Here is a 23,319-nt window from a genome sequence, read left to right on the forward strand (position 1 = left end):
CTAGAGTTTTTAAAAGTAAATTCTCTAAAAATGTTATGAAACTTAAAATTACAGAAATAAGTTTTATTTTAAATCAAATTTCATTTAAAAAAGTTTAATCCTAAAAAAAAGCTGCCACAAAGGACAGCTTAATTGTTTTATCTAAATCTTTAGTTTTACAAAGAATAGTTAGGTGCTTCTTGTGTGATGATAACATCGTGTGGATGCGATTCTTTAAGACCGCTTCCTGTAATCATCACCATTTTAGAATCTTTTTGAAGTGTTTCAATATCTTTAGCACCGCAATAACCCATACCAGCACGTAGACCACCAGTCAATTGGAAAATAACATCCTCCAATTTTCCTTTGTAAGGTACACGTCCTTCGATGCCTTCTGGTACGAATTTTTTAGCTTCACTTTGGAAGTAACGTTCTTTACCACCACGCTTCATCGCAGAAAGACTTCCCATACCTTGATAAGATTTGAAAGTTCTACCTTGGAAGATGATTTCTTCGCCTGGTGCTTCTTCGGTACCAGCCAAAAGTGAACCCAACATTACAGCGCTTGCACCACTAGCAATCGCTTTTACGATGTCACCAGAAAGTTTGATACCGCCATCAGCGATAACCGCAACATTTTTCTTTTTAGCATATTCGTACACGTTGTAGATTGCAGAAAGTTGAGGTACGCCAACACCTGCTACAACACGTGTTGTACAAATCGATCCTGGACCAACACCAACTTTAAGAACGTTAGCGCCAGCTTTTATTAAATCTTTTGCAGCTTCGGCAGTTACGATGTTTCCACCAACGATGTCTAGGTTAGGATAAGCTTTTTTAATTTCTGATATTTTATCAAGAACACCTTTAGAATGTCCATGTGCAGAGTCAATCGCAACAATGTCAACGCCCGCAGCAACAAGTGCTTTAACGCGATCCATCGTGTCTTCGCCAACGCCAACGCCAGCACCAACAATAAGGCGCCCGTTTTCGTCTTTGTTAGCATTAGGATATTCCATTTGGTTGTCGATATCTTTAATAGTAATCAATCCAACCAATTTATTTTTCTTGTCAACAATCGGTAGTTTTTCAACACGATTTTTAAGAAGAATCTCTTTCGCTTTTTCTAAGTTAGTGTCTTTGTCAGAGGTGATAAGATTTTCGCTTGTCATAATCTCAGCGACTTTCATATCAAGGTTTTCCTGATATTTAACATCGCGGTTTGTGATAATACCAACCAAGATTCCGTCTGCGTCAACAACTGGAAGTCCAGAGATTTTGTATTTAGACATCAAGTCTTTGGCTTGTCCCAAAGTATGGTCTTTTGACAAAGTTACAGGATCGGAAATCATGCCGTTTTCTGAACGTTTTACACGATTAACTTGTGCAGCTTGTTCAGCAATTGTCATGTTTTTGTGAATAAATCCTAAACCACCAACTCTTGCCAAAGCAATTGCTAAATCTGCTTCTGTAACTGTATCCATCGCTGCAGAAACGATTGGCGCATTAAGCGTGATTTTGTCTGTAAGTCTAGATTTTAAAGATACCTGATTCGGTAAAACTTCTGAGTAAGAAGGGATGAGAAGAACATCATCAAAAGTGATGGCTTGTTCAACAATTTTGTTATGAATAGACATTTTTACTTTCTTGCAAAATTAAAGCTTTTTAATGAATTCTGAAAATCAGGAAATTGATATTAACTAAATTTAATTTTTGTCTTTTCTATTGCTTGAAAATCAATGTGTTAATTCTTTTAACGCAAATCCCAACGGTTCTCGATGCCCAAAGTATTGTAGATTATCTTGAGGTGATATTTAACCGTATTTTCCGAAATGTAGAGCTCAGCACCGATTTCTTTATTGGTTTTGCCGACTTTTACGAGTTCGATAATTTCAAGTTGTCTATCGGTGAGATTCGTGTTTTTAAAGTCAGAATCTTCGGTTTCATTTTTTGAATTAAATAAAATCTCATCTAGTTTTTTTCTGATTTCTAAATTCTCAGATTCAACTGCAAGACGTTTCTTTCTATTTTTAAATAAAGTAAATCCTAAATAGCCTAAAATGCCGAGAACAATTACAAATCCAACAATTATTAATAGTTGTTTCTTTTGTTGTGCTTCGTATTCTTTTCTTAGGTAGTCGGAAGTTAGTTTCTTTTCGAGTTCGATAAGTTTTAGGCTATTAATATTGATTAAAGTATTGTCGTCTTCTTTGAGATTATCCGCAATTTCGCGATAATATTTTGCTTTTTCGAGGTTGTTTTGATGGGTATAAAATTCCCACATATTAATAGCTAGATTCTTTATATATAAGTCTGTTTTATATTTTTCTGCATAATACATAGCTTTTCGGAAGGCTTCTTCAACTTTTTCTGGTTGATTGAGTTTTTGGTACAGAAACATTTTCTTACCATAAATATTGGGTAAATCTTTAGGACTTACTTTTTCGTAAATACTAATTGCATTATTAATTTTGTCATTGGCATCATCGTAGTTACCATCGATAATTTCAATAATAGCCAAGGCAGAAAGATAAAGACCTTTTGTTTCTTCATCGATTAATGATAAGTCGATATTTTTGTTATCGTTTATCATTTCCCGAATTTTCTCAAATCGTTGTAAGTCGAAAATGATAAAGAATTTTTCAATAGCGATCTTAGAATTTACTTCTTTTACTTTATCGGTTTTTAAGCCTTCTTCTAACGCGTAGTTGAGGTTGCCATAAGCTTCGTTAAAGTTGTATATCCTTTTATATGTCAAAGATTTTTGCAGATAAGCATTGTATTTTTCGTAATGTGAAGACTTTGGATTGTAAAGAACTTCATAGATTTTGATAATGCTTTGTTCGTACTGATGCTTACTATTAAGGACATATATTTCGTCATTGAATTTTTTCAGATTCCCATTTTGGGCAGAAATAAAACAACTAAAGACTAATAGAATAAGGATATATAAAGTTTTCATTTAATTAAAAAAAATTATGAAAGGCTCTCTTGTAAACTTTCACGTAGATTCCAGCGGTTTTCGATACCGAGATTGCTGTATATAATTTTGAGGTGATATTTAACTGTATTTTCAGAAATGTAAAGTTTTTCGCCAATTTCTTTATTGGTTTTTCCTAGTTTTACAAGGTTCACAATGTCTATTTGTCGATCTGTAAGGTTGTAATTGGCAAGATTTATTTTGTCTTCTCCTTGCTCATTCACTTCACTTGTAAGTTTTTCGAGCTCGGCGCGCATACGGTTATTTTCGCGAAGGATAAGCTTGTTTTTCTCTCTGTTAGATTGATATAACTTAACAACAACCACTAAAAAAGCTAGCAAAATAGCGGATGCAAAAGCGAGGATGTATTTAATTTTTTTCTGGTAATCGAGTTCTACATTTTTTCTTTTGTTCAAAAGGTTTCTTTCGAGAACAGATAATTTTCCATTTTGAAATGCAGCGTTGTATCTCGCTGAGATTTCGACACCCTGATTCTCGTAGAGATAGGCATTTTTATAATCCTCGAAAGTCAGAAAAAAATGGCTCATCGTGTAATACAAAGATATTTTGTAGATATCCATATTGTATTTTTCAGCATAATGGATTCCTTTATCAAAGGCGTTTTGCGCTAGGTTTTTGTCTTTAAGATGTTCTGAAAGTCCAATGATTTTGGTGTAAATAAGCGGAAGATGTTTTGGGCTTTTCCGCTCCAAAATGCCAATTGCATCCTCCAAAGTCAACTGTGCGGCATTGTAATTTTTATTGATGATTTGTAGGACAGCGACGGCACTTAGGTAGAAGGCTTGCGTCTCGGCATCTAGCAAATCAATATTTTTTTTGGATAAATCTTTGATGAGTTTTTCGGCTTTATCGAAATTTCGTAAGTCGAACTCAACAAACATCTTTTCTGTTAAAACACGAACTTCTGCTTCTTCCACAAAGTCTGTATCTTTCGCTTCCTCAAAAGCTAAATCTAGGTTTTCTAAAACTTCAGGATAATTGTAAAGTCTTTTAAAAGTTAAAGCTTTTTGAAGGTAAGCATTGTAACGATCGTAATTTTGAGATTTTTTATTGTGAAGGATTTCTTCGAGTTTAATGATGGATTCCTCGTATTTGTAGGCGTCGTTAAGTTGTGAAATCTCCGTATTAAGCGCTTCAGAATTTATCTGTTGCGCTTTCATGTTTATATAGAGACAAAAAAATATTAAAACGAATAGAAATTTATTCATTTAGTAAGTTCTCGGATTAGTTTAGTTTTTGAACACAGGGATAATTTCAGAATTATGAAATTATTCGCTAAAATAATAAAATATTTTTAAAACTGTAATAATCCGAATTAATGAATTATGAATTCTAAAATCGACTCACAATTCCCCAATGGATTTTGGTTTTAGAAAATTTAAAAGGATTCCCGAATTGATTTCCGTTCGAGATTTGGAAACTCATCAACTGAATTGATGAAAGAAAATGGCACTAAAGTGTAATGATATTATTGTTGATGTTATATGATTTCAGAAAAAGATGCAATTTGTTTTGATAGTAATTAAATTTTTAAACATTCGGTTGATTCTTTGTGTTATTTTTATTAATGGTTTTAATTGAATATTACCTTTGTAGCGTTCGGGTTAATTTGTAGGATTTTTGTTATTATTAACAACAGTTTTGAATAAAGAAAAGATATTTTTATTTTTTTAGTTCCTGTCCCAAAATTCCAATAATGTTGCTATTCGAGACTATTCTTATGGGTAGGCTAGTGGGTAGTTTTACAAATTATGATATTTGATTATCAGTTCTTTATTTATTTTTTAATTGCTTTTCTAGAACTACTCTAGAACTACTCTATCAAAACTTCCGATAACTTTCTAAAATCTTAATCTTTGCAAAAATGTTGCGATTGTAATAATGGCGACAAAGAAATTCTGAATTAAAAAATAACTTACATGAAGAAAAGATTATGTTTTTTATCCCGAGGGATATTTTTATTATGTTTAATGCTGTCGAGTGTTGTCTCGGCACAAAATGTCCATATTCCGGATCCAGTATTTAAAAATTATTTACTAAATAATTATTCAATTAATACCAATAACGATTCCGAAATTCAATTGGAAGAAGCGCTTGCTTATAAGGGAAGTATAAGCATTTATGATGCCCCTGTAATAAAAGATCTTACGGGATTGGAAGCTTTTGAAAACTTTACATTCTTGGTTGTTTCAGGAAGCTTGCAATTGACAAATCCGCATTTGGACTTTAGCAATTTTCGTTATTTGATGTCTGTGTCGATCCAAGAGTCTAACCTATCCTCTATCAAGTTACCAAACAATGATTACTTTGAAAGGATTACTCTTCACAAAACTGAAATTGAGAATCTTGACCTTAGTGGTTTTGCATCATTAAGATCAATTATGGTAGATAACAATGCTCGTCTAAAAACAATTAACCTAAAAGGTATAGATATTTCAAAAATATATAGTGCGTGGTTTATGTTAAACCCTAATTTGTATTGTATCCAAGTTGATGATATTGCTAGTGCTTATCCTCTGGCTTCAAAAAAAGAAATTTATACAAAGTTTTCTTTGGACTGCAGTCAAATGCCAGATGTTGGAGCGGTGCTTGATATTCCGAATCTTGGTACAAAACATTTGATGTTAACCAATACGCAACTTAATACAAATGGCGATGCTGAAATACAAGTGAGCGAAGCCGAAAACTATAATAATGAAGAATTGTATCTGCGTGATTTTTATGACTTTGGTAAAGTCGCCAACAATGATTTGAGCTGGATCAATCATTTTTAAAAAAGTAAAATATTTGAGAACAGGACTACGACACCAAAATGTATTAGACCTTTCGCAAGTAACAATAGGCGAGCGTCTTACTATAGCTGATGCTAACAGTTTTGAAGAGATTATATTACCGACAGACTCCAAGCTTATTAATCTGACGATTAATCAGACATTGGTTGAAAATTTAGATTTGTCCCAGCAAAAAAAATTAGAAAGTTTATCATTTTATAGTAATTTCAATTTAAAGAATATTGATTTTGGACCAGCGGGGCAACACATTGGAAAGTTAAAACATATCGATATTTCTAAAAGCCCAATAGAATCTATAATATTCAATCCAAATCCAGATCTTAATTTCCTTGGATTAGTAAGTTTACAGCTTAAAAATCTTGATATTTCTGCGCTAACCAACTTGAAACATTTAATTGTTGAGGATATAAAATTACCTAGCATCGATCTCTCTAAAAATACCGAATTAGAAGAAATTGAAGTTAATTTGACGAACATAGAGAATTTTGATTTTAGGACCAATACAAAACTGTCGACGGTTAATATCCATGCGCCCTTCCAGGTTACTAGTGATAATGTCATACAATCTTTAGCATTATGGCAAGCTTCTGCAGATGCTTTGGATTTTTCAAACCTGAATGTGTTGGAAAGCCTATATCTAAATCAATTGAACGGTGAACATCTCAATTTGTCGAATTTACCTAATGGTGCTCAGTTTATTGATATTATTGACTCAGATATTAAAACAATTAATCTTAAAGCTTTGGATTATAACAAGATTCCTTATGTTAATCTAGTAAAAAATTACTTTTTGACTTGTATTTTGGTTGACGATGTTGATCTAGCCAATAATATGAACTATTGGTACAAGGAGGATTGGAATGTATATACAACAGATTGTGCAAATATACCGCCGTCAGAAGATGTTGTTAATTTCATAGATAAACCGCTTAAGAAAAGTTTTTTGCAAAACGACGAAATAAACTTAAATAAAGACAATGAAATCCAGATAAGCGAAGCAGAAGCTTATGATTATGGTTTATATTTTTCTGCACAAGATATAATGACCGAGACAAGTTGGCTTCCAGCTTTTAAGAATGTTAGGGGCATATCTTTTGGAGAAGTCAATATTAAAGACATCAACCTCTCGGGTAACCTAGAAATTAGTTATTTTTCCCTTTTTAGAAATGATAAAATAGAGCAAATCGATCTTAGCAAGAATACTAAGTTATTTGAAATTGCTATTGAAACAAATCCTAATTTGGAATATGTTAATTTGGGGAATTTTGCAAGTAAAGGTGAAACAACCTACTTATGGATGTCCGCGAATCCTAAATTAAAGTGTATACAAGTAGATAACGTAGAGGATGCTAAACAGAAAGTAGAGCAAGAAGATTGGTATTTTGAATCAATAGATAATCCTGAAGATCTTTTTAGCACAACTTGTTTTGCAACTTTGGCTACCAATGCAGTTAATAAAGAAAAAATTATGCTTTACCCGAATCCTGTTTCAAGTGTTTTAAATATTTCTAAAGCAGCGACAGTTCTTATCTACAATACTGTTGGACAGTTGGTGAAGTCTGAGAAAAACACGTCATCAGTAGATGTGTCCAATCTTAATAGTGGAGTTTACTACATCATGTTATTAGATAACAACGGAAAAGTCATCCAGAAAAGTAAGATTATTAAAAACTAAAAAACAAAAACTAATAACCATTAAGCCAGTCCTTCATTGTAAGGATTGGCTTTTTTATTATAATTAAATTCTAAAATCGACTCACAATTCCCCAATGGATTTTGGTTTCAGAAAATTTAAAAGGATTCCCGAATTGATTTCCATTTGAGATTTGGAAACTCATCAAACCAACGGGCAGAAAGAAATTAAAACCCAATCCCAAACTGTAAAGACTTGGACTGGCATTCAGACTTTTGTTGGACATTGTACCATATTGTGCGAAAACATCAAAGAAAGCTTGATCGTTGACGAGATAACGATATTCGGCGCCACCAAAGGCATAGAAGTCGCTGACCAAACTTAATTCGTTAAAACCTCGCATCGAATTCCAACCACCGAATCTAAAAAGTTCGTTGACGGACAAATCGTTTTTTGCCGATAACAAAGCCGATTCACCGCGAAGATTCAGATAATGATTTCCTTTTAGATGAAAATTATGTTCGCCTGAAACAAAGTAACGCAATTGGTTAACCGAGAGATTGGTTTTATCGTAATTACTTTTAATAAAATCAACTTCTGCTCGGATATTTGTATTGTAAATAAACAACGGAATCTCGCTTCCAGATTGATATTGATACCAAATACCAACACCTTTTTTCGTGAAATCTTGCGCCTGTGTGTACAACGAATCTAGAACGGCTGACGATTCAAAAGTCCCTCGAAGTCCAATTTTTTGATTCTGTGATAAATGTAAATACAATGCAGGACGGAATTTCACCGTTGCAAAAGTCGAATCTTGTCGATAGATATTAACGCCAACATTAACGCCGACATTCGATTTAAAAGTGTACGGAATATCGGTTTGCAAATCAAAAGTTTGACCTTTGTCAGGATTGCGTTGCCAGTAAAGACTAATGCTTTCAAAACCGTTGAACATATTACGAAGCGCAATATTAATCGTTCCGTTAAAAGTGAATTTCTCAGTTTTATCGTTTCCAAAACCTAACATTCCGTCAAAATTGTTGACACGTTTTTTTTGAAGAAAAAGATAAATTTGCGTAGAATCTTTCGTGAACAAAGTTTGTGGTGGCTTTTCCAAACTTACAAAAGTGTGACCTTGCAGATCTTTGTTAATGGCGACAAGGTTTTTGTCATCGTAGACTTTCCCGAGATAGGCTTTTTCTAGATTTTTAACAAAACGTTTTGGGACGCGCTCGTAACCGCGAACAACAAAAGAATTGATGCGTCGCTGTTGCGCAGGTACCACCGAAATTTCTATCGTTGGTTTATCGTTTTTAATCTCAACAAATTTTGTCTTAACACGATTAAACGCAAAACCTTTGTCTCTATATTTTTGATTAATTTTTAGCTTTAAAGAATCCAAATTTTTCACATAAATCTCTTTTGGATAATTGAATTCTTTTTGCAAACTATCCGAAAATTTAACTTGCGCTTGGTTAAAGTTGGGACCTTTGTCGTAATAGATTTCGGTGTGTTGGTCTTTGTTTTCTACCGAATGTAATTTCGCAAAAAAGTAAGACGTTTGTGCGAGACTATCCAGAAATTTGACCGCCGCCGCCGAATCTTTGACGATGTTTTTCGTTTGCGTGTCTTTGTCAATTAACCAAAAATCCCGTTGCTGTGCTTGCAAAAACACAGTCCAAAAAATCGCAATGATATAGAGTAGAGATTTCGGCATTAACAAGGACCAACATTAGTTTAACAGAAATTACTTTAGATTATTGTATTTCTTCATCAGATGTTCGTAGAGATTTTGTGGCAAAATCCATTTCAACGGAACACCGATTTTTTGTCCAAAAGCACCAAAATAATAATGCGCTTTCCAACTTGATTTTTGTAGAAGTTGATCGATGTAGGTGGCAACTTCCAATGGTTCATTTCCTTTGTCGACATGTGCGTTCATCAACGTGTAGACTTTTTCAAAAATCCCTTGATAAGGTGCCGAAACATTGGTTTTGATGCGGTTGTCAGCGATATTGGTTTTAATGTCACCAAGGTGAAGCGAGCAGACATTCACGTTCCATTGTTCCACTTCGTAGCGCATCGCTTCCGTAACTTTGTCGACCGCCGCTTTGGACGCCGAATAAAATCCTCGGAAAGGCAAGCCCATTTCGCTACCAATGCTGGAAATATTAATAATTTGACCCGATTTCTGAGCGCGCATTGTTGGCATCACGGCGCCAATCATTTGCACCGTTCCAACAAGGTTCAGATTAAAAAGTTTTAGAATCTCATCTTGGCTAGAATCTTCCACTGCGCCCACCATTCCCATTCCGGCATTGTTGATAAGAACATCAATTTTGCTTTCTTTTTCAAGAATTGTCGCCACCGCATTTTTAACGTCATCATTATTGGTAACATCGGTCGGCAGACACGTAAAATGCGGACTGTCGGTCATTTTTCGGCTAAGACCGTAGACTTTATTCCCTTTTTTACCAAAATATTCAGCAAGTGCAAAACCAATTCCAGTCGAACTTCCCGTGATGATGTATACTTTTGACATTTTTTTAAATTTTAAACAAGTTCTTAGGAGCAAGAACATTTTGTCGTTCTATGACAATTTGGTCCCGCTGTTCGCTATATCTTTTGTTGGTCGCTCGGTCGGCTCCGCTGCGCTCCGCCGCCTCACTCCCACACAAAAGGATGCCGCTTCCATCGGGGCTAGCGATAACTATTTTACTTTTGTTTGATTATAATTGTTCGGTCACTTTTTCAAAATCTGTCCAAAATTCAGGGTAGGATTTTTCAACCACTTGATCGTCCAATATTTCAAGATCGTAAAGCAAAGCCACAGGTGCAAAAGCCATTGCCATACGATGATCGTTGTAAGTTTCAATTTGGATGTGTTCGTCAGCTTCACCAAAGTTGACAGACTCAATCCTATCGTTGGTGATGATGGTTGTGGCACCCAGTTTTTTTAATTCGTTTTGAAGTGCAACCAATCGGTCCGTTTCTTTAACCTTCAAAGTTTGCAAACCAGTTATCGAAAACGGAATTTTAAGAAGCGTCGCTGTCACACACAAAGTTTGAGCAATGTCAGGACAATCATTCATATCCAAACTAATAAATTCGATAAGCTCATGATGCGGATCGGGCATTAATGCAATGCTATTTTCTGCAAAATCCGATAAAGTATCAATCCCGAAAAATTTCCAATACAATTCTTTTATAACGCTGTCGCCTTGCAAAGACAAAGTTTTAAAACTTTTCAGATTAATAACTTTGCGACCAATCGCCGCCAAAGAATAATAATAAGACGCAGATGACCAATCGCTTTCCACTTCGTAATATTGCGTTCTCAGACTTCCCGTGTGTGCTTCGATTTTTATTTGTTGACCATCAAGCTTAGCGTCGATACCAAGATTATGCAGAATATGTAAAGTCATTTCCAGATAAGGACGAGAGGTGATTTCGCCAACCAGATTGATGTTAAGACCATTTTCTAGTTTAGCACCGATCAACATTAAAGAGGTAATAAACTGACTCGAAATATTAGCAGGAATTTCAACTTCGTTTTTAGAAAGTTTTTTACCAACAATTTTTAAAGGCGGAAAACCATCATTTTCCAAATATTCAATATCAGCACCTAAAGATTTTAAAGCCGAAACCAAATCTTTAATCGGGCGTTGCTTCATTCTGTCCGAACCAGTCAAAGTCACCGTTCTACCTTCTTGTATCGCCAGATAAGACGTTAAAAATCGCATCGCTGTTCCCGCATGATGGATGTCGATAATATCACCAGTTTGGTTAAGCGCAGCCTCTAGAAGTTGCGTGTCCTGCGAATTTGATAAATTGAGAATGTCGATATGATTATACAGTCCGGCCAAAATCAAAAGACGGTTCGAAATACTTTTCGAACCGGTAATTTGTATCTGTTGTCCGTCTATCAGTTGGGACTTTTTTAATAGCATAAAAGCTTTATTTTAGTTTTTCATTTTGAGCATGCCTTTCTGCGTCACGTTCGGTTTTTAGTTTCATTTTTTTATCGAAAGCAGATTGCAAGTCCACGCCAGTTTGGTTGGCAAGACATAAAGTTACGAAAAGAACATCGGCCAATTCTTCACCCAAATCTTTGGATTTGTCAGATTCTTTTTCACTTTGTTCACCATAACGACGCGCGATAATTCTCGCCACTTCGCCAACTTCTTCGGTCAACATCGCCATATTGGTCAACTCGTTAAAATATCTAACGCCAACCGTTTTTATCCAAGCATCGACTTCTTGTTGAAGTTTTGTGATTTCCATTTTTAAAAAAGAATCTATTAAAATTCGTAAGCTCCAATTGTTGATGGATTCTTTCTTTCTGTGCCGGTAATATCTTTTTCACCAGCCACAAGTCGTATGCCTTTTCCGATAGCGCCAGAACCTTCTTTAACTCTTAAATTCATTTTGTGAATATAATAGTTAGCGAATTTTGGTTCCACGTTTTTAATAGAATTTTGGATATTGTTATTGTTTTCAAAAGCGAAACCTGCTTTATCATCATATTTTAACAAAGAGTTTTTAATGTTATAATTAAAGACTTGTCCAGTTGTTGGTGCAAAAAGAACTGCATTTGACAAATTGTTATAAGCAATCGAGTTAGTCATGTTGAAAACAAGAGGTTCTTTATACTCGTTATCGCCGTCTTTCCAAGAATTGGTTGCGTAGATGCTCAAGCCGGAAAGACTTCCGTTTAAGTCCCAATAATTTGCAAAAGTGCTGTATGTCAAATTGTAAGAGCCACCTTTAAAGATTGCTAAATCTGCTTCGCCGCAGTTATTCATCACCAAATTGTTGGTTTTTAAATTTGCGCCAATCGCATAGATTCCGAAACTTTGGAAAGTGTGGATAATGCTATTGTTAATTGTTGCAATATTATCTTTTAGTTGCAGACCAACCGTTCCGCCGTAGACTTTGGCGTAGTTCATATTAAGTGTAGAGGCAGCTTCCATACGTATTCCGTTCCAGTTAGCAGGCAGCGTGTCGTATCGTGTATCGTTTCTATCACCACGGAAGGTCACTTCGTTTTGATATTCACCTTGTACATCAAGCATGGCGTTTTTAGAAATGTTAAGTCCACTTTTTTTATGGAAATAGACTTTAGTTCCTTTTTCAACCGTAAGTCTTTTGCCTTCAGCAAGTGTTAAATCACCAAAAATAATTTTCGCTTTATCGTTTTTCCAAGTTGTATCTTCTGTTAAGATGTTTGGATTTTTATCCGATTGAATAAAATACTCAGCATCTTGTACCACCGAGAAAAGCGTTACTTTTTGTTGTCCAGCAGAAGTTTCAAAAACCACCTTGTCCTCTGCAATCGCTTCTGGAGCATTAGCTGTCGGCGCAATTTCTACAAAAACAAAAAGGCTGTCATTTTTTCTTAAAGGAACATTTCTAAAGTCTGTTCCAGCTTTGCCATCAACATTAATACGGTAAAGGGAAGCATTGCCTCCTTCTAGAGAAATTCTCGGGATTTGCACATCTTTGTTGTCGTTATTATAGACTTTTACAGCATAAGTTTCGGAACGCATTTGGTTGTAAACGGTGTCGCAAAACACTGTGTCTGTCGAAAATTTCAACGATTGTGCTGGCGTATCAAAAACGATATCGTCATTTTTACAAGAGAATAAAAATAAAGCACACCAAAAAGCTAATCCTAAAAGTACTCGTAGTTTCATCAATTTTTTTTAAAGTGTTTCAAAACTACAATAATTTTTTTTTTCAATCAATCTAAATTGAACTTAATCCTAAATATTGATTAAAATCACTAACTAACGTTTGTTAGTGTCGATTATTTTTTTATATTTGTAAACGACCAATCACAAAATATTAATCTCGAAAATGATTTTTAATCCCAATGCAGAAACTTTAGCAAAAGATAAGCTGAGAGCACTTCAGACGGAATCTTTGCAAAATATTATTCAATATGTTTATAGCAATGTTGAGTTTTATAAAAGTAAGTATGACGCATTAGGGATTGACATTTCGGGGATTAAATCTTTGGAAGATTTACAAAAACTTCCTTTCACCAAAAAACACGATTTACGCGACAATTATCCATTCGGATTGTTTGCCGTGCCTCAAGAAAAAGTAGCAAGATTGCATTGTTCTAGCGGAACGACCGGGAAACCTACCGTTGTTGGTTATACCAAAAATGACATCGAATTGTTTTCTGAAGTTGTCGCAAGATCTTTGGCGGCTGCAGGTTGCAAAGCTGGTATGAAGTTGCAAAACGCTTACGGTTATGGACTTTTCACAGGAGGTCTTGGTCTTCATTACGGTGCCGAAAAATTAGGAATGAATGTTATTCCGATTTCTGGTGGCGGAACCGAACGTCAAATTATGTTGTTGCAAGACTTTCAACCAGAAGCCATTGCTGCAACGCCGTCTTATCTTCTAAGTATTATTGAAGAAATCGAAAGACGAAATATCGACATCAACACGCTTAATCTTAAATATGCTATTCTAGGTTCTGAGCCTTGGTCGGAAAGTTTAAGAAAAAGAATCGAAACGGGTCTTAATGTTAAAGCTACCAACATTTACGGTTTAAGCGAAATTATTGGTCCTGGTGTGGCGCAAGAATCCGTGGACGAACGCGGAACAGGAAGTTATATCTGGGAAGATCTTTTCTATCCAGAAATTGTTGATGAAAAAACTGGAGAACCAGTTGCTGAAGGCGAATATGGTGTTTTGGTTTTAACAACTTTAACCAAAGAGGCGATGCCGATTATCAGATATTGGACGGGCGACATTACGAATCTCACTTATGAACATTCTAAGTCTCGAACTTTAGTGAAAATGGGGCCAATCGTTGGTCGTGCCGATGATATGATGATTATTAGAGGTGTTAATTTTTTCCATACTCAGATTGCTGATGTTTTGGAAGCTTATGATTTTGCTTCTGCTAATTATCAAATCGAATTAACGCGAAAATCAGCAATGGATATCGTGAAAGTCTCTGTAGAAATTGAAGATGCTTTTTTGAAAAGTTGCGATATTTCTAAAATTTCAGATGAAAATAAATCTTCAAGCGAACAACTTTTACAAGTTAGAAAAACGCTTGAGAAGAAAATTAAAGATTGCATCGGATTGTCAATGGAAGTTTGTCTTTGCAATATTGGTGATTTGCCAAGAAGCGAAGGAGGAAAACTTAACCGAATTATCGACAACCGAAATATCTAATTTAATAAGTTTAGTAAAAAGTAAAAATGGAATTAACCCAACCTAAAAAAAATATTAACGAAAGCAATTTGGAAGATTTTCTGAAGAATGCTTATCGATTGATGTTTACTGCTAAAAGTCTTACCGAATTGTATGAGGAAGAAAAACGTGTGGCTTCTAAATATGTGCATGCGACGTCTCGTGGTCACGAAGCGATACAATTAGCAGTAGGCTTACAACTTTTACCACAAGATTTTTTGAGTGCTTATTATCGTGATGACAGCATCCTTTTAGGCATCGGAATTACGCCTTACGAGTTGATGCTTCAACTTTTAGCTAAACGAGATGATCCTTTTTCTGGTGGCCGAACTTATTATTCGCATCCGAGTTTGAGACGCAATGACATGCCAAAAATTCCGCATCAGAGTAGTGCGACAGGTATGCAAGCGATCCCGACAACTGGTGTTGCAATGGGTTTAAAATATAAAGAAGAATTAGGTCTTGCAGAAGATTTCGATGATAAACCAATTGCAGTTTGTTCTCTTGGAGACGCAAGTTGTACTGAAGGCGAAGTAGCAGAAGCTTTCCAAATGGCAGCTCTGAAGCAACTTCCGATTTTATATTTGGTTCAAGATAACGAGTGGGATATTTCTGCGCATGCTTCAGAAATTCGAGCGCAAGATATGTCAAAATACATTCAAGGTTTTGAAGGTATAGAGGCGAGAACAATTGACGGAACAGATTTTATTAAATCTTACGAAACAGTTAAAGAATGCATCCGCATTATTCGTGAAGAACGTCGTCCTATGATGATTCATGCAAAAGTTCCATTGTTAAATCACCACACGTCTGGTGTTAGAAAAGAGTGGTACCGCGACGATTTGGAAGAAGCAGCTACAAGAGATCCGCTTCCAAAACTTAGAGAAAAATTATCAGAATTCGGAATCGAAGATTCTGAAGTTTCAACAATAGAAAATGAGGTTTTAAACCTTGTTAAAGCCGATTATCAAAGAGCTTTGCAAGCGGAAGATCCTCGACCAGAAGATTTGTTCACCCACGATTTTGTGCCAACACCAATTACCGAAGAAAAAGGAATTCGTGTGCCAGAAGGCAAAGTGCCAACCGTAATGGTGGATTGCGCTTTGTTCGCCATTCGCGAAATTATGGACAAACATCCAGAATCTTTGTTGTACGGACAAGATGTTGGTGCGCGTTTGGGCGGCGTTTTCCGTGAAGCGATAACTTTGGCGGGACAATTTGGAGACAAGAGAGTTTTCAATACACCAATCCAAGAAGCATTTATTATTGGATCAACTGTTGGTATGAGTGCCGTTGGGCTAAAACCAATTGTTGAGGTTCAGTTTGCTGACTATATTTGGCCGGGTCTTAACCAGTTATTTACCGAAGTCGCAAGAAGTTGTTATTTATCAAACGGAAAATGGCCAGTATCCATGATTTTGAGAGTTCCGATTGGCGCTTATGGTAGTGGTGGCCCTTACCATTCAAGTTCTGTGGAAAGTGTTTTAACGAATATTAAAGGAATTAAAATCGCTTATCCATCGACAGGAGCAGATCTTAAAGGTTTGATGAAGTCGGCTTATTACGATCCAAATCCAGTAGTGATGTTGGAACATAAAGGACTTTATTGGTCAAAAATTGCAGGAACTGAAGAAGCAAAAACAATTGAGCCAGACGAAGATTACATCATTCCATTTGGGAAAGCTAGAGAAGTTTTGCTGGTGGATTCTCAAAAAGAGCAATCAACATTGACGATTATCACTTACGGAATGGGCGTTTATTGGGCGAGTAATGCTGCTAAAGATTTTGAAGGTCGTGTAGAAATTATCGATTTAAGAACTTTGGCACCACTTGACGAAAACCGTATTTTTGAAAGTGTAAGAAAACATAATCGTTGTATCGTTTTAACGGAAGAACCTGTACAGAATAGCTTTGCGCAAAGCATTGCAGCGAGAATTTCGGATACATGTTTCCGTGATTTGGATGCACCAGTTAAAGTGGTTGGCGCTGAGAATATGCCAGCCATTCCACTTAACTCAGTTTTAGAAGAAACGATGCTTCCAAATGCTGAGAAATTAAAAATACAAATCGACCAGCTTTTAAAATATTAAAATGGTGCCATTAAGAACTAAAGTAAATAAAAGAGAACTTATCCTTACCGAAGCTTCGAAGCTTTTTAAAGATCGTGGATTTGGAGGAACAGGCATGCGCGACATTGCTGAGAAAGTCGGTATGGAAGCTGCGTCGATGTACAATCATATCAAATCTAAAGACGAAATTTTAGAATTGATATGTTTTAAAATTGCGGACGCTTACACAACACAACTTTCAGAAATTGCAAATACAGAAGCTAGTTTTCAAGATAAATTAAAACAAATTATCAAAGTCCACATCGACTTGATGATTCACGACGCAGCCGCGGTTTCGGTTGCAAATAACGATTGGAAGTATCTTCGTGACGAGAAGAAGGAAGAATACAAAAGCATCAGAAAATCTTACGAAAGAAGTTTTGCTTTTGTTCTTGAAGAAGGTATGAAATCTGGAGAATTCAAAACCATGAATGTCTCAGTAGCTTTGTTCACAATCTTGTCATCTTTGCGCTGGATCGAACTTTGGTATAAGCCAAGCCGAGATATTTCGGCGGAAGAATTAGAAGAAGAGCTTTCAACAATTTTACTTAACGGAATAAATATTTAATAAATAATGTCAACAACTTTTCATCCTCTCAAAATAAAACAAATCAAACGCGAAACGCCAGAATGTGTTTCGGTAAGTTTTGACGTGCCAGAGGACTTAAAAGAGCAATTCAAATTTACGCAAGGACAATATTTAACATTCAAACAAATTAACGACGGCGAAGAGATTAGACGTTCGTACTCAATTTGTGCAAGTCCATGCGAAGATGAACTAAAAGTTGCGGTGAAGAAGATCACGGATGGCGTATTTTCGAGCTATATCAACGATGTTGCAAAAGAAGGCGACGTGGTAGAAGTGATGACGCCACAAGGAACTTTCTTTACAGAACTAAAACCAGACAACAAAAAGACTTACGTTGCATTTGCCGCAGGAAGCGGTATTACGCCAGTGATGTCGATTGTAAAATCTGTCTTAAAAAACGAACCTAACAGCAACTTTATTTTAATCTACGGTAACCGAAACAAAGCGCACATTATCTTTAAAGAAGACATCGAAGCACTTAAGAATATCTTTATGGATAGACTTAGTGTTTATCATATTTTGAGCCGCGAGATTGCTGACGCCGATTTGTTGGCAGGACGTATCACAGGAGAAAAAGCCAAGTTGTTTTTAGAGCACATTGTCCCTGTTGACACGATTGATGAGGTTTTCCTTTGCGGTCCAGAAGATATGATTCTTGGCGTTCGCGATACCTTGCAAGACGCAGGTTTAGAGCCAAAAAAGATTCATTTTGAATTGTTTTACAGCGCGACAGCTGAGGAGAAGAAAAAAGAACATGCGCAAGCGGTTAACAGAGCAGACGATAAATACAGTAAAGTAACTGTTAAGTTGGACGCATCGGCGCTTAATATGGATTTGGCTTATCATGGGCAGACCATTTTGGATGCCGCTTTGCAGAATGGCGCAGATTTGCCATACGCTTGTAAAGGCGGTGTTTGTGCGACTTGTAAGTGTAAATTGGAGAAAGGCGAAGTCGAAATGGACATCAATTACTCTTTGGAGCAAGATGAGTTGGATGCAGGATTTATCCTGTCTTGTCAGGCGCATCCGCGTTCTGAGGAAGTTATTGTTAACTTTGACATTAAGTAATTATAGATTAATTATTTGGGCAGCATTTCCGCCTTCCGCTCCCGCTATTTTTTGCCAAGGCTTAATCCGACGCAAAAAAAAATGAGCTCCGCTCAAGTCGGGCTGCGACAACATAACGCAGAAATGTTTTGCCCCTTCGGGGCAAACTAAGAAAATAAAAATAATGAGCCCCAACGGGGCGATTTAATCAAGGATAGGATGCAATCCTATCAAAATTGAGGGAAAACAAAAACCCCCAACGGAGCGATTTAACCAAGGATAGGATGCAATCCTATCAAGATAGAGGAAGAATGTTAAGCCCCAACGGGGCGACTTAAAATAGAATAGGCTGAAAGCCTATTAAAGAAAGATTATTAATCAATATAAAATAGGACAAAACCTATTTTATAAATGATTTTAAAAAATTTAATTCCATTAAAAAATAAAAATTATGGAAACAACAGAAATCAACTTGGAACAACACTTCCAAAACAAAATCGATAACGAAATCCGCATCGAACCAAAAGATTGGATGCCGGAAGCTTATAGAAAGACACTTATTCGTCAGATTTCTCAACACGCACATTCCGAGATTGTTGGGATGTTGCCAGAAGCCAATTGGATTACGAGAGCACCAAGCCTGAAACGTAAAAAAATCCTTTTAGCAAAAGTTCAAGATGAAGGCGGACATGGTTTATACCTTTATTGTGCAGCTGAAACTTTAGGCGTAACCCGCGACGAAACACTTCGTGACCTACATTCAGGGAAAGCAAAATATTCAAGTATCTTCAATTATCCAACATTAACTTGGGCAGATATGGGCGCAGTTGGTTGGTTGGTAGACGGTGCGGCAATTCTTAACCAGGTGCCGTTGTGTAGAGCATCTTATGGACCTTATGCAAGAGCGATGGTTAGGATTTGTAAAGAAGAAAGTTTCCACCAACGTCAAGGTTACGAGTTGATGATGAAGTTAGCACAAGGCTCACCGGAACAAAAAGAAATGGCACAAGACGCATTCAACCGTTGGTGGTGGCCAACTTTGATGATGTTTGGACCTCGTGATGCAGAATCAGGAAACACCGAAGCTTCTATGAATTGGAGAATCAAACGTTTCTCAAACGATGAGTTAAGACAACGTTTTGTAGATATGACGGTGCCACAAGCCGAATATTTAGGATTGACAATTCCAGATCCAGAACTAAAATTCAACGAAGAAACTGGACATTACGAATTCGGAGAAATCGATTGGGAAGAATTCTGGAATGTCGTTAAAGGCAACGGAATGTGCAACAAAGAAAGAATCGACGTACGTCGCACAGCTTTCGATGAAGGCGCTTGGGTACGAGACGCTGCAACAGCTTACCACGAAAAAAGAAAACAAAAAGAACAACAGAAAAAAATAAGTTAAGATGCAAAATAACGAATGGCCACTTTGGGAAGTCTTCATCAGAAGCCGCCAAGGACTAGATCACAAACACGTTGGAAGCCTTCACGCTGCCGATGCAGAAATGGCAATTCAAAATGCCAGAGATGTTTACACCAGACGTTTGGAGGGCGTTAGTATTTGGGTTGTTGAGTCCAAATTCATCACCGCTTCTAGTCCCGACGATGCAGGTGCATTTTACGAGCCTTCAGAGGACAAGGTATACAGACATCCGACCTTCTACCACGTTCCTGAAGAAATCAAAAATATGTAAAACAATTTGGGCAGCTTTTCCGTCCTCCGTTCCCGCTTTTTTGTTTCGCTACGCTACACAAAAAGAGCTCCACTCAGGCCGGGCTGCGACATGCTAGCGTAAAAAAATTAGTTATTTTGGGGTATTTTACTAAAAATGAGCTAAAACATTAGGTTAGTCCCGAAGGGACGATTTAAACTAGAATAGGACAGAATCCTTTTAATATTGAGCAATGTTTAAGAGTCCCGAAGGGATGACATAATCTAGAATAGGACAAAGTCCTATTAATATTGAGCAGCATTTAAAAACCCCAAAGGGAGAATTTAACCTAGAACAGAATAATGTTCTATTTACATTAGATAATAATTAAAGTCCCGAAGGGATGACATAATCTAGAATAGGACGAAGTCCTATTAACATTAAATAAATAATAGGATGTAATCCTTTATTAATCAACAGAAGCCAGTCCATTTGGACAACTTAAAATAGAATGGGACGAAAGTCTATTTGATAAAAATGGAAAATACAGAAAACAACCAGCTTAACTATCTTCTTCATTTGGCAGATACCAGCATGATTCTCGGACAACGTTTGTCAGAATGGTGTGGGAAAGGACCTGTTCTAGAACAAGATATTGCACTGTCTAATATCGCTTTAGATCTTTTAGGAGAAGCATCTCATTATTATGAGTTGGCGGCTAACCTACAAGGCGAAGGCAAAACTGAGGACGATTTAGCATTTTTACGCAACGAAAGAGATTTTAAAAATCTTTTAATCACCGAACGTCCAAACGGACATTTCGGAGATACCATTGCAAGACAGTTTTACTTCGATATCTATCATGTTTTGTTGTTAAACGAACTAAAGAAATCTTCAAATTCTGAGACTGCAGCAATCGCGGAAAAATCTCTAAAAGAAGCAACTTACCATGCAAAATGGAGCTCAGAATGGGTAATCCGTTTAGGTGATGGTACCGAAGAAAGTCATGATAAAATTCAAAAATCAATTCTTGATTTTGTTGATTATACCGACGAAATGTTTATTCCAACTAATTGGGAAAAAGCTTTAATCGCTTCAGGTGAAATGCCAGACATCACAACTTTGAAAGATAAATGGACAACTCGTGTTAATCAGGTTTTAGAAGAAGCGACGTTGACAGTTGATTTTTCAAAATCAAGAAAATTAATTGGTGGTAAAGACGGTAAACATACCGAGGCTTTAGGATACATTCTTGCAGAAATGCAATATATGCAACGCACTTACCCTAATATGGAATGGTAAATTAGTTGATCCACTTCGTAGTTCTCCTCATACTAATCTCTACATTTGAAAATATGCTTCAACTTGTAGAGTCCCGAAGGGACGAATTATCATAGCGTTGGGTTTTAACCCAACGAAAAAGAGGAGATGAATTAGCCTAGCATCGGGTTTTAACCAGATGAAAAAGGGAGAGATTTTACGTTTGGTTGGGTTTTAACCCAATGAAAAAGAGGAGGCGAATTATCATAGCATCGGGTTTCAACCCGATGGGTAAAATTAATAACGGCGGGTGCAACCCGTCAGCAGCAATAAGAAATGCAGTTTACAGAAGAACAAATTTGGCAGTTTTTAAGTGAAGTACAGGATCCTGAAGTTCCTGTGCTTAATATTTTGGAGCTTGGCATTGTCAGAGAAGTTCTTATCAAAAATGATGAAGTAGAAGTTGTTGTGACGCCGACGTATTCAGGTTGTCCAGCAACATCAATGATCAATATGTCGATTCGATTAAAACTTATCGAAAAAGGCATTAAGAATGTAAAATTAACCAATCGCTTAAGTCCAGCTTGGACGACTGATTGGATGACAGCGGGGGCAAAAGAAAAACTAAAAGCTTATGGCATTGCGCCACCAGTTTATTCTAAAACCAATCAAGACGATTTGTTTGCAAAACCCGATGAGGTGCCTTGTCCACATTGCGGATCAGGTCATACAAAATTGGTAAGTCAATTTGGATCAACGGCTTGCAAAGCATTATATCAATGCGAAGACTGTCGAGAACCTTTTGACTATTTTAAATGTCATTAATAAAAATGAAAATCTAATATTAAAAAGTAAATGAAAATAGGAATTGTAGGAAGTGGCGCAATGGGAAGCGGAATTGCTCAAGTTGTCGCAATGGCGGGCAATGATGTTTGTCTGTACGATAGCAATCCGATTGCGTTAGAGAAAGCTGGCGCTAATCTAGAAGCGACCTTTCAAAAACTGGCTGACAAAGGAAAAATTTCTTTGGAAGATTCTGAACTTTATTTTAATAAAATCCGATTGGTTAACAAATTGGATGAACTTTCGCATTCGGAATTAATTATAGAAGCAATTATCGAAGATTTAGATATCAAAAAAGATTTGTTTCAAAAATTAGAAAATTTGGTTTCTGAAGATTGTATTCTGGCAAGTAATACATCTTCGTTGTCAATGGCTTCTATTGCAGCGTCTTGTCAAAAGCCAAATCGTGTTATCGGAATTCACTTTTTTAATCCAGCACCTTTGATGGCTTTGGTTGAAATTATTCCTGCTGTACAAACTGATCCTGCTTTAGTTTCACAAACGAAATCTTTAGTTGAAAGCTGGAAAAAACTTCCTGCTATTGCGAAAGATACGCCCGGATTTATCGTGAATCGTGTAGCCAGACCTTTCTATGGAGAAGCAATCCGAATTTTAGAAGAAGGCGTTGCAGATTGTGCGACGATTGATTATGCGATGACAAGTTTGGGAGGCTTCAGAATGGGACCTTTCCAATTAATGGATTTTATCGGTCATGACGTTAACTATCGAGTTACTGAAAGTGTGTTTAAAGAGTTTTTTTACGATCCAAAATTTAAACCCTCGTTTACTCAGAAACGATTATTCGAAGCTGGATTTTATGGAAGAAAATCGGGTAGAGGTTTTTATGACTATTCCGAAAACGCAATTCAGCCAGAACCAAATACAAATCCAGAGCTTTTAGAAAAAATCTTTAAAAGAGTTTTAATAATGTTGATGAATGAAGCAGCAGATGCTTATTTCTTAAACATCGGCTCAGTTGAAGATATCGATGTTGCAATGACTAAAGGCGTTAATTATCCAAAAGGACTTTTAGCTTGGGCAGACGAATTTGGACTTCAAAATTTAGAAAAAGAATTGGATGAACTTTATAACTTCTATCATGAAGATCGTTACCGTTGTAGTCCAATTATCCGTCGTTTAGCCAAAGAAAACAAAACTTTTTATTAACGATAGAAAAACATATTAAGTGTA

At 36.3% G+C, this 23,319-nt stretch carries 19 protein-coding genes; 11 read left to right on the forward strand and 8 right to left on the reverse strand.

Going from position 1 to position 23,319, the window contains the following annotated elements; all coding sequences use genetic code 11:
* Positions 1 to 155: 155 nt before the first annotated feature.
* The 3 genes from guaB to B5X62_RS06985 form a co-directional block, all read right to left on the reverse strand.
* Complete coding sequence (gene guaB, locus B5X62_RS06975; RefSeq protein ID WP_079666684.1) at positions 156 to 1,616, reverse strand: IMP dehydrogenase; 1,461 nt, start codon at positions 1,614 to 1,616, stop codon at positions 156 to 158.
* 116 nt (positions 1,617 to 1,732) lie between these two features.
* The gene (locus B5X62_RS06980; RefSeq protein ID WP_079666685.1) at positions 1,733 to 2,941 is read right to left on the reverse strand and encodes a response regulator transcription factor; all 1,209 of its coding nucleotides are present in this window, start codon (positions 2,939 to 2,941) and stop codon (positions 1,733 to 1,735) included.
* A 14-nt stretch (positions 2,942 to 2,955) separates the two neighbouring features.
* Entirely contained in the window at positions 2,956 to 4,140 is a 1,185-nt protein-coding gene (locus B5X62_RS06985; RefSeq protein ID WP_159447635.1) for a response regulator transcription factor, read from the reverse strand.
* A 759-nt stretch (positions 4,141 to 4,899) separates the two neighbouring features.
* Here B5X62_RS06985 and B5X62_RS06990 point away from each other — a divergent pair.
* Both B5X62_RS06990 and B5X62_RS06995 read left to right on the forward strand, forming a co-directional pair.
* Entirely contained in the window at positions 4,900 to 5,754 is an 855-nt protein-coding gene (locus B5X62_RS06990) for a hypothetical protein (RefSeq protein WP_144038319.1), read from the forward strand.
* A gap of 13 nt (positions 5,755 to 5,767) precedes the next feature.
* Entirely contained in the window at positions 5,768 to 7,447 is a 1,680-nt protein-coding gene (locus tag B5X62_RS06995; protein ID WP_079666688.1) for a T9SS type A sorting domain-containing protein, read from the forward strand.
* Positions 7,448 to 7,517: 70 nt separating this feature from the next.
* On the opposite strand, the gene B5X62_RS07000 is transcribed toward B5X62_RS06995, so the two are convergent.
* The 5 genes from B5X62_RS07000 to B5X62_RS07020 all read right to left on the reverse strand — a co-directional run bounded on the left by B5X62_RS07000 (position 7,518) and on the right by B5X62_RS07020 (position 13,104).
* On the reverse strand, positions 7,518 to 9,125 hold the full coding sequence (locus B5X62_RS07000) for a BamA/TamA family outer membrane protein (protein ID WP_079666689.1): 1,608 nt from the start codon (positions 9,123 to 9,125) through the stop codon (positions 7,518 to 7,520).
* Positions 9,126 to 9,155: 30 nt separating this feature from the next.
* Positions 9,156 to 9,950 (reverse strand): SDR family oxidoreductase, encoded by a 795-nt coding sequence (locus B5X62_RS07005; RefSeq protein WP_079666690.1) that lies wholly within the window; start codon positions 9,948 to 9,950, stop codon positions 9,156 to 9,158.
* A 187-nt stretch (positions 9,951 to 10,137) separates the two neighbouring features.
* Positions 10,138 to 11,358, reverse strand: coding sequence for a 3-phosphoshikimate 1-carboxyvinyltransferase (locus B5X62_RS07010; RefSeq protein WP_079666691.1), 1,221 nt, complete (start codon positions 11,356 to 11,358; stop codon positions 10,138 to 10,140).
* A 7-nt stretch (positions 11,359 to 11,365) separates the two neighbouring features.
* On the reverse strand, positions 11,366 to 11,692 hold the full coding sequence (locus B5X62_RS07015; RefSeq protein WP_079666692.1) for a nucleotide pyrophosphohydrolase: 327 nt from the start codon (positions 11,690 to 11,692) through the stop codon (positions 11,366 to 11,368).
* Positions 11,693 to 11,709: 17 nt separating this feature from the next.
* Positions 11,710 to 13,104 (reverse strand): hypothetical protein, encoded by a 1,395-nt coding sequence (locus B5X62_RS07020; protein ID WP_079666693.1) that lies wholly within the window; start codon positions 13,102 to 13,104, stop codon positions 11,710 to 11,712.
* Positions 13,105 to 13,267: 163 nt separating this feature from the next.
* On the opposite strand from B5X62_RS07020, the gene B5X62_RS07025 reads away from it, so the two are divergent.
* The 9 genes from B5X62_RS07025 (at position 13,268) to B5X62_RS07065 (ending at position 23,295) form a co-directional block, all read left to right on the forward strand.
* Positions 13,268 to 14,608: a phenylacetate--CoA ligase family protein gene (locus tag B5X62_RS07025; RefSeq protein ID WP_144038320.1), complete on the forward strand. Its 1,341-nt coding sequence runs from the start codon at positions 13,268 to 13,270 to the stop codon at positions 14,606 to 14,608.
* A 26-nt stretch (positions 14,609 to 14,634) separates the two neighbouring features.
* Positions 14,635 to 16,716: an alpha-ketoacid dehydrogenase subunit alpha/beta gene (locus tag B5X62_RS07030; RefSeq protein ID WP_079666694.1), complete on the forward strand. Its 2,082-nt coding sequence runs from the start codon at positions 14,635 to 14,637 to the stop codon at positions 16,714 to 16,716.
* Position 16,717: 1 nt separating this feature from the next.
* Positions 16,718 to 17,302 carry a TetR/AcrR family transcriptional regulator gene (locus tag B5X62_RS07035; RefSeq protein ID WP_079666695.1) on the forward strand — a complete coding sequence of 195 codons (585 nt, stop codon included), beginning with the start codon at positions 16,718 to 16,720 and terminating at the stop codon, positions 17,300 to 17,302.
* A 6-nt stretch (positions 17,303 to 17,308) separates the two neighbouring features.
* Positions 17,309 to 18,391 carry a 1,2-phenylacetyl-CoA epoxidase subunit PaaE gene (gene paaE, locus B5X62_RS07040; protein WP_079666696.1) on the forward strand — a complete coding sequence of 361 codons (1,083 nt, stop codon included), beginning with the start codon at positions 17,309 to 17,311 and terminating at the stop codon, positions 18,389 to 18,391.
* Between the two features lie 430 nt (positions 18,392 to 18,821).
* Positions 18,822 to 19,778, forward strand: coding sequence for a 1,2-phenylacetyl-CoA epoxidase subunit PaaA (paaA, locus tag B5X62_RS07045; protein ID WP_079666697.1), 957 nt, complete (start codon positions 18,822 to 18,824; stop codon positions 19,776 to 19,778).
* Between the two features lies 1 nt (position 19,779).
* A complete protein-coding gene (paaB, locus tag B5X62_RS07050; protein ID WP_079666698.1) occupies positions 19,780 to 20,067 on the forward strand; it encodes a 1,2-phenylacetyl-CoA epoxidase subunit PaaB in 288 nt (95 codons plus the stop codon).
* 495 nt (positions 20,068 to 20,562) lie between these two features.
* Positions 20,563 to 21,327 carry a 1,2-phenylacetyl-CoA epoxidase subunit PaaC gene (gene paaC, locus B5X62_RS07055; RefSeq protein ID WP_079666699.1) on the forward strand — a complete coding sequence of 255 codons (765 nt, stop codon included), beginning with the start codon at positions 20,563 to 20,565 and terminating at the stop codon, positions 21,325 to 21,327.
* Between the two features lie 294 nt (positions 21,328 to 21,621).
* Positions 21,622 to 22,110, forward strand: a complete 489-nt coding sequence (paaD, locus tag B5X62_RS07060; protein WP_079666700.1) for a 1,2-phenylacetyl-CoA epoxidase subunit PaaD — start codon at positions 21,622 to 21,624, stop codon at positions 22,108 to 22,110.
* A 30-nt stretch (positions 22,111 to 22,140) separates the two neighbouring features.
* Complete coding sequence (locus B5X62_RS07065) at positions 22,141 to 23,295, forward strand: 3-hydroxyacyl-CoA dehydrogenase NAD-binding domain-containing protein (RefSeq protein ID WP_079666701.1); 1,155 nt, start codon at positions 22,141 to 22,143, stop codon at positions 23,293 to 23,295.
* Positions 23,296 to 23,319: the final 24 nt, after the last annotated feature.

The sequence above is a fragment of the Soonwooa buanensis genome (genome assembly GCF_900167905.1).
GTDB classification, from domain to species: Bacteria; Bacteroidota; Bacteroidia; order Flavobacteriales; family Weeksellaceae; genus Soonwooa; species Soonwooa buanensis.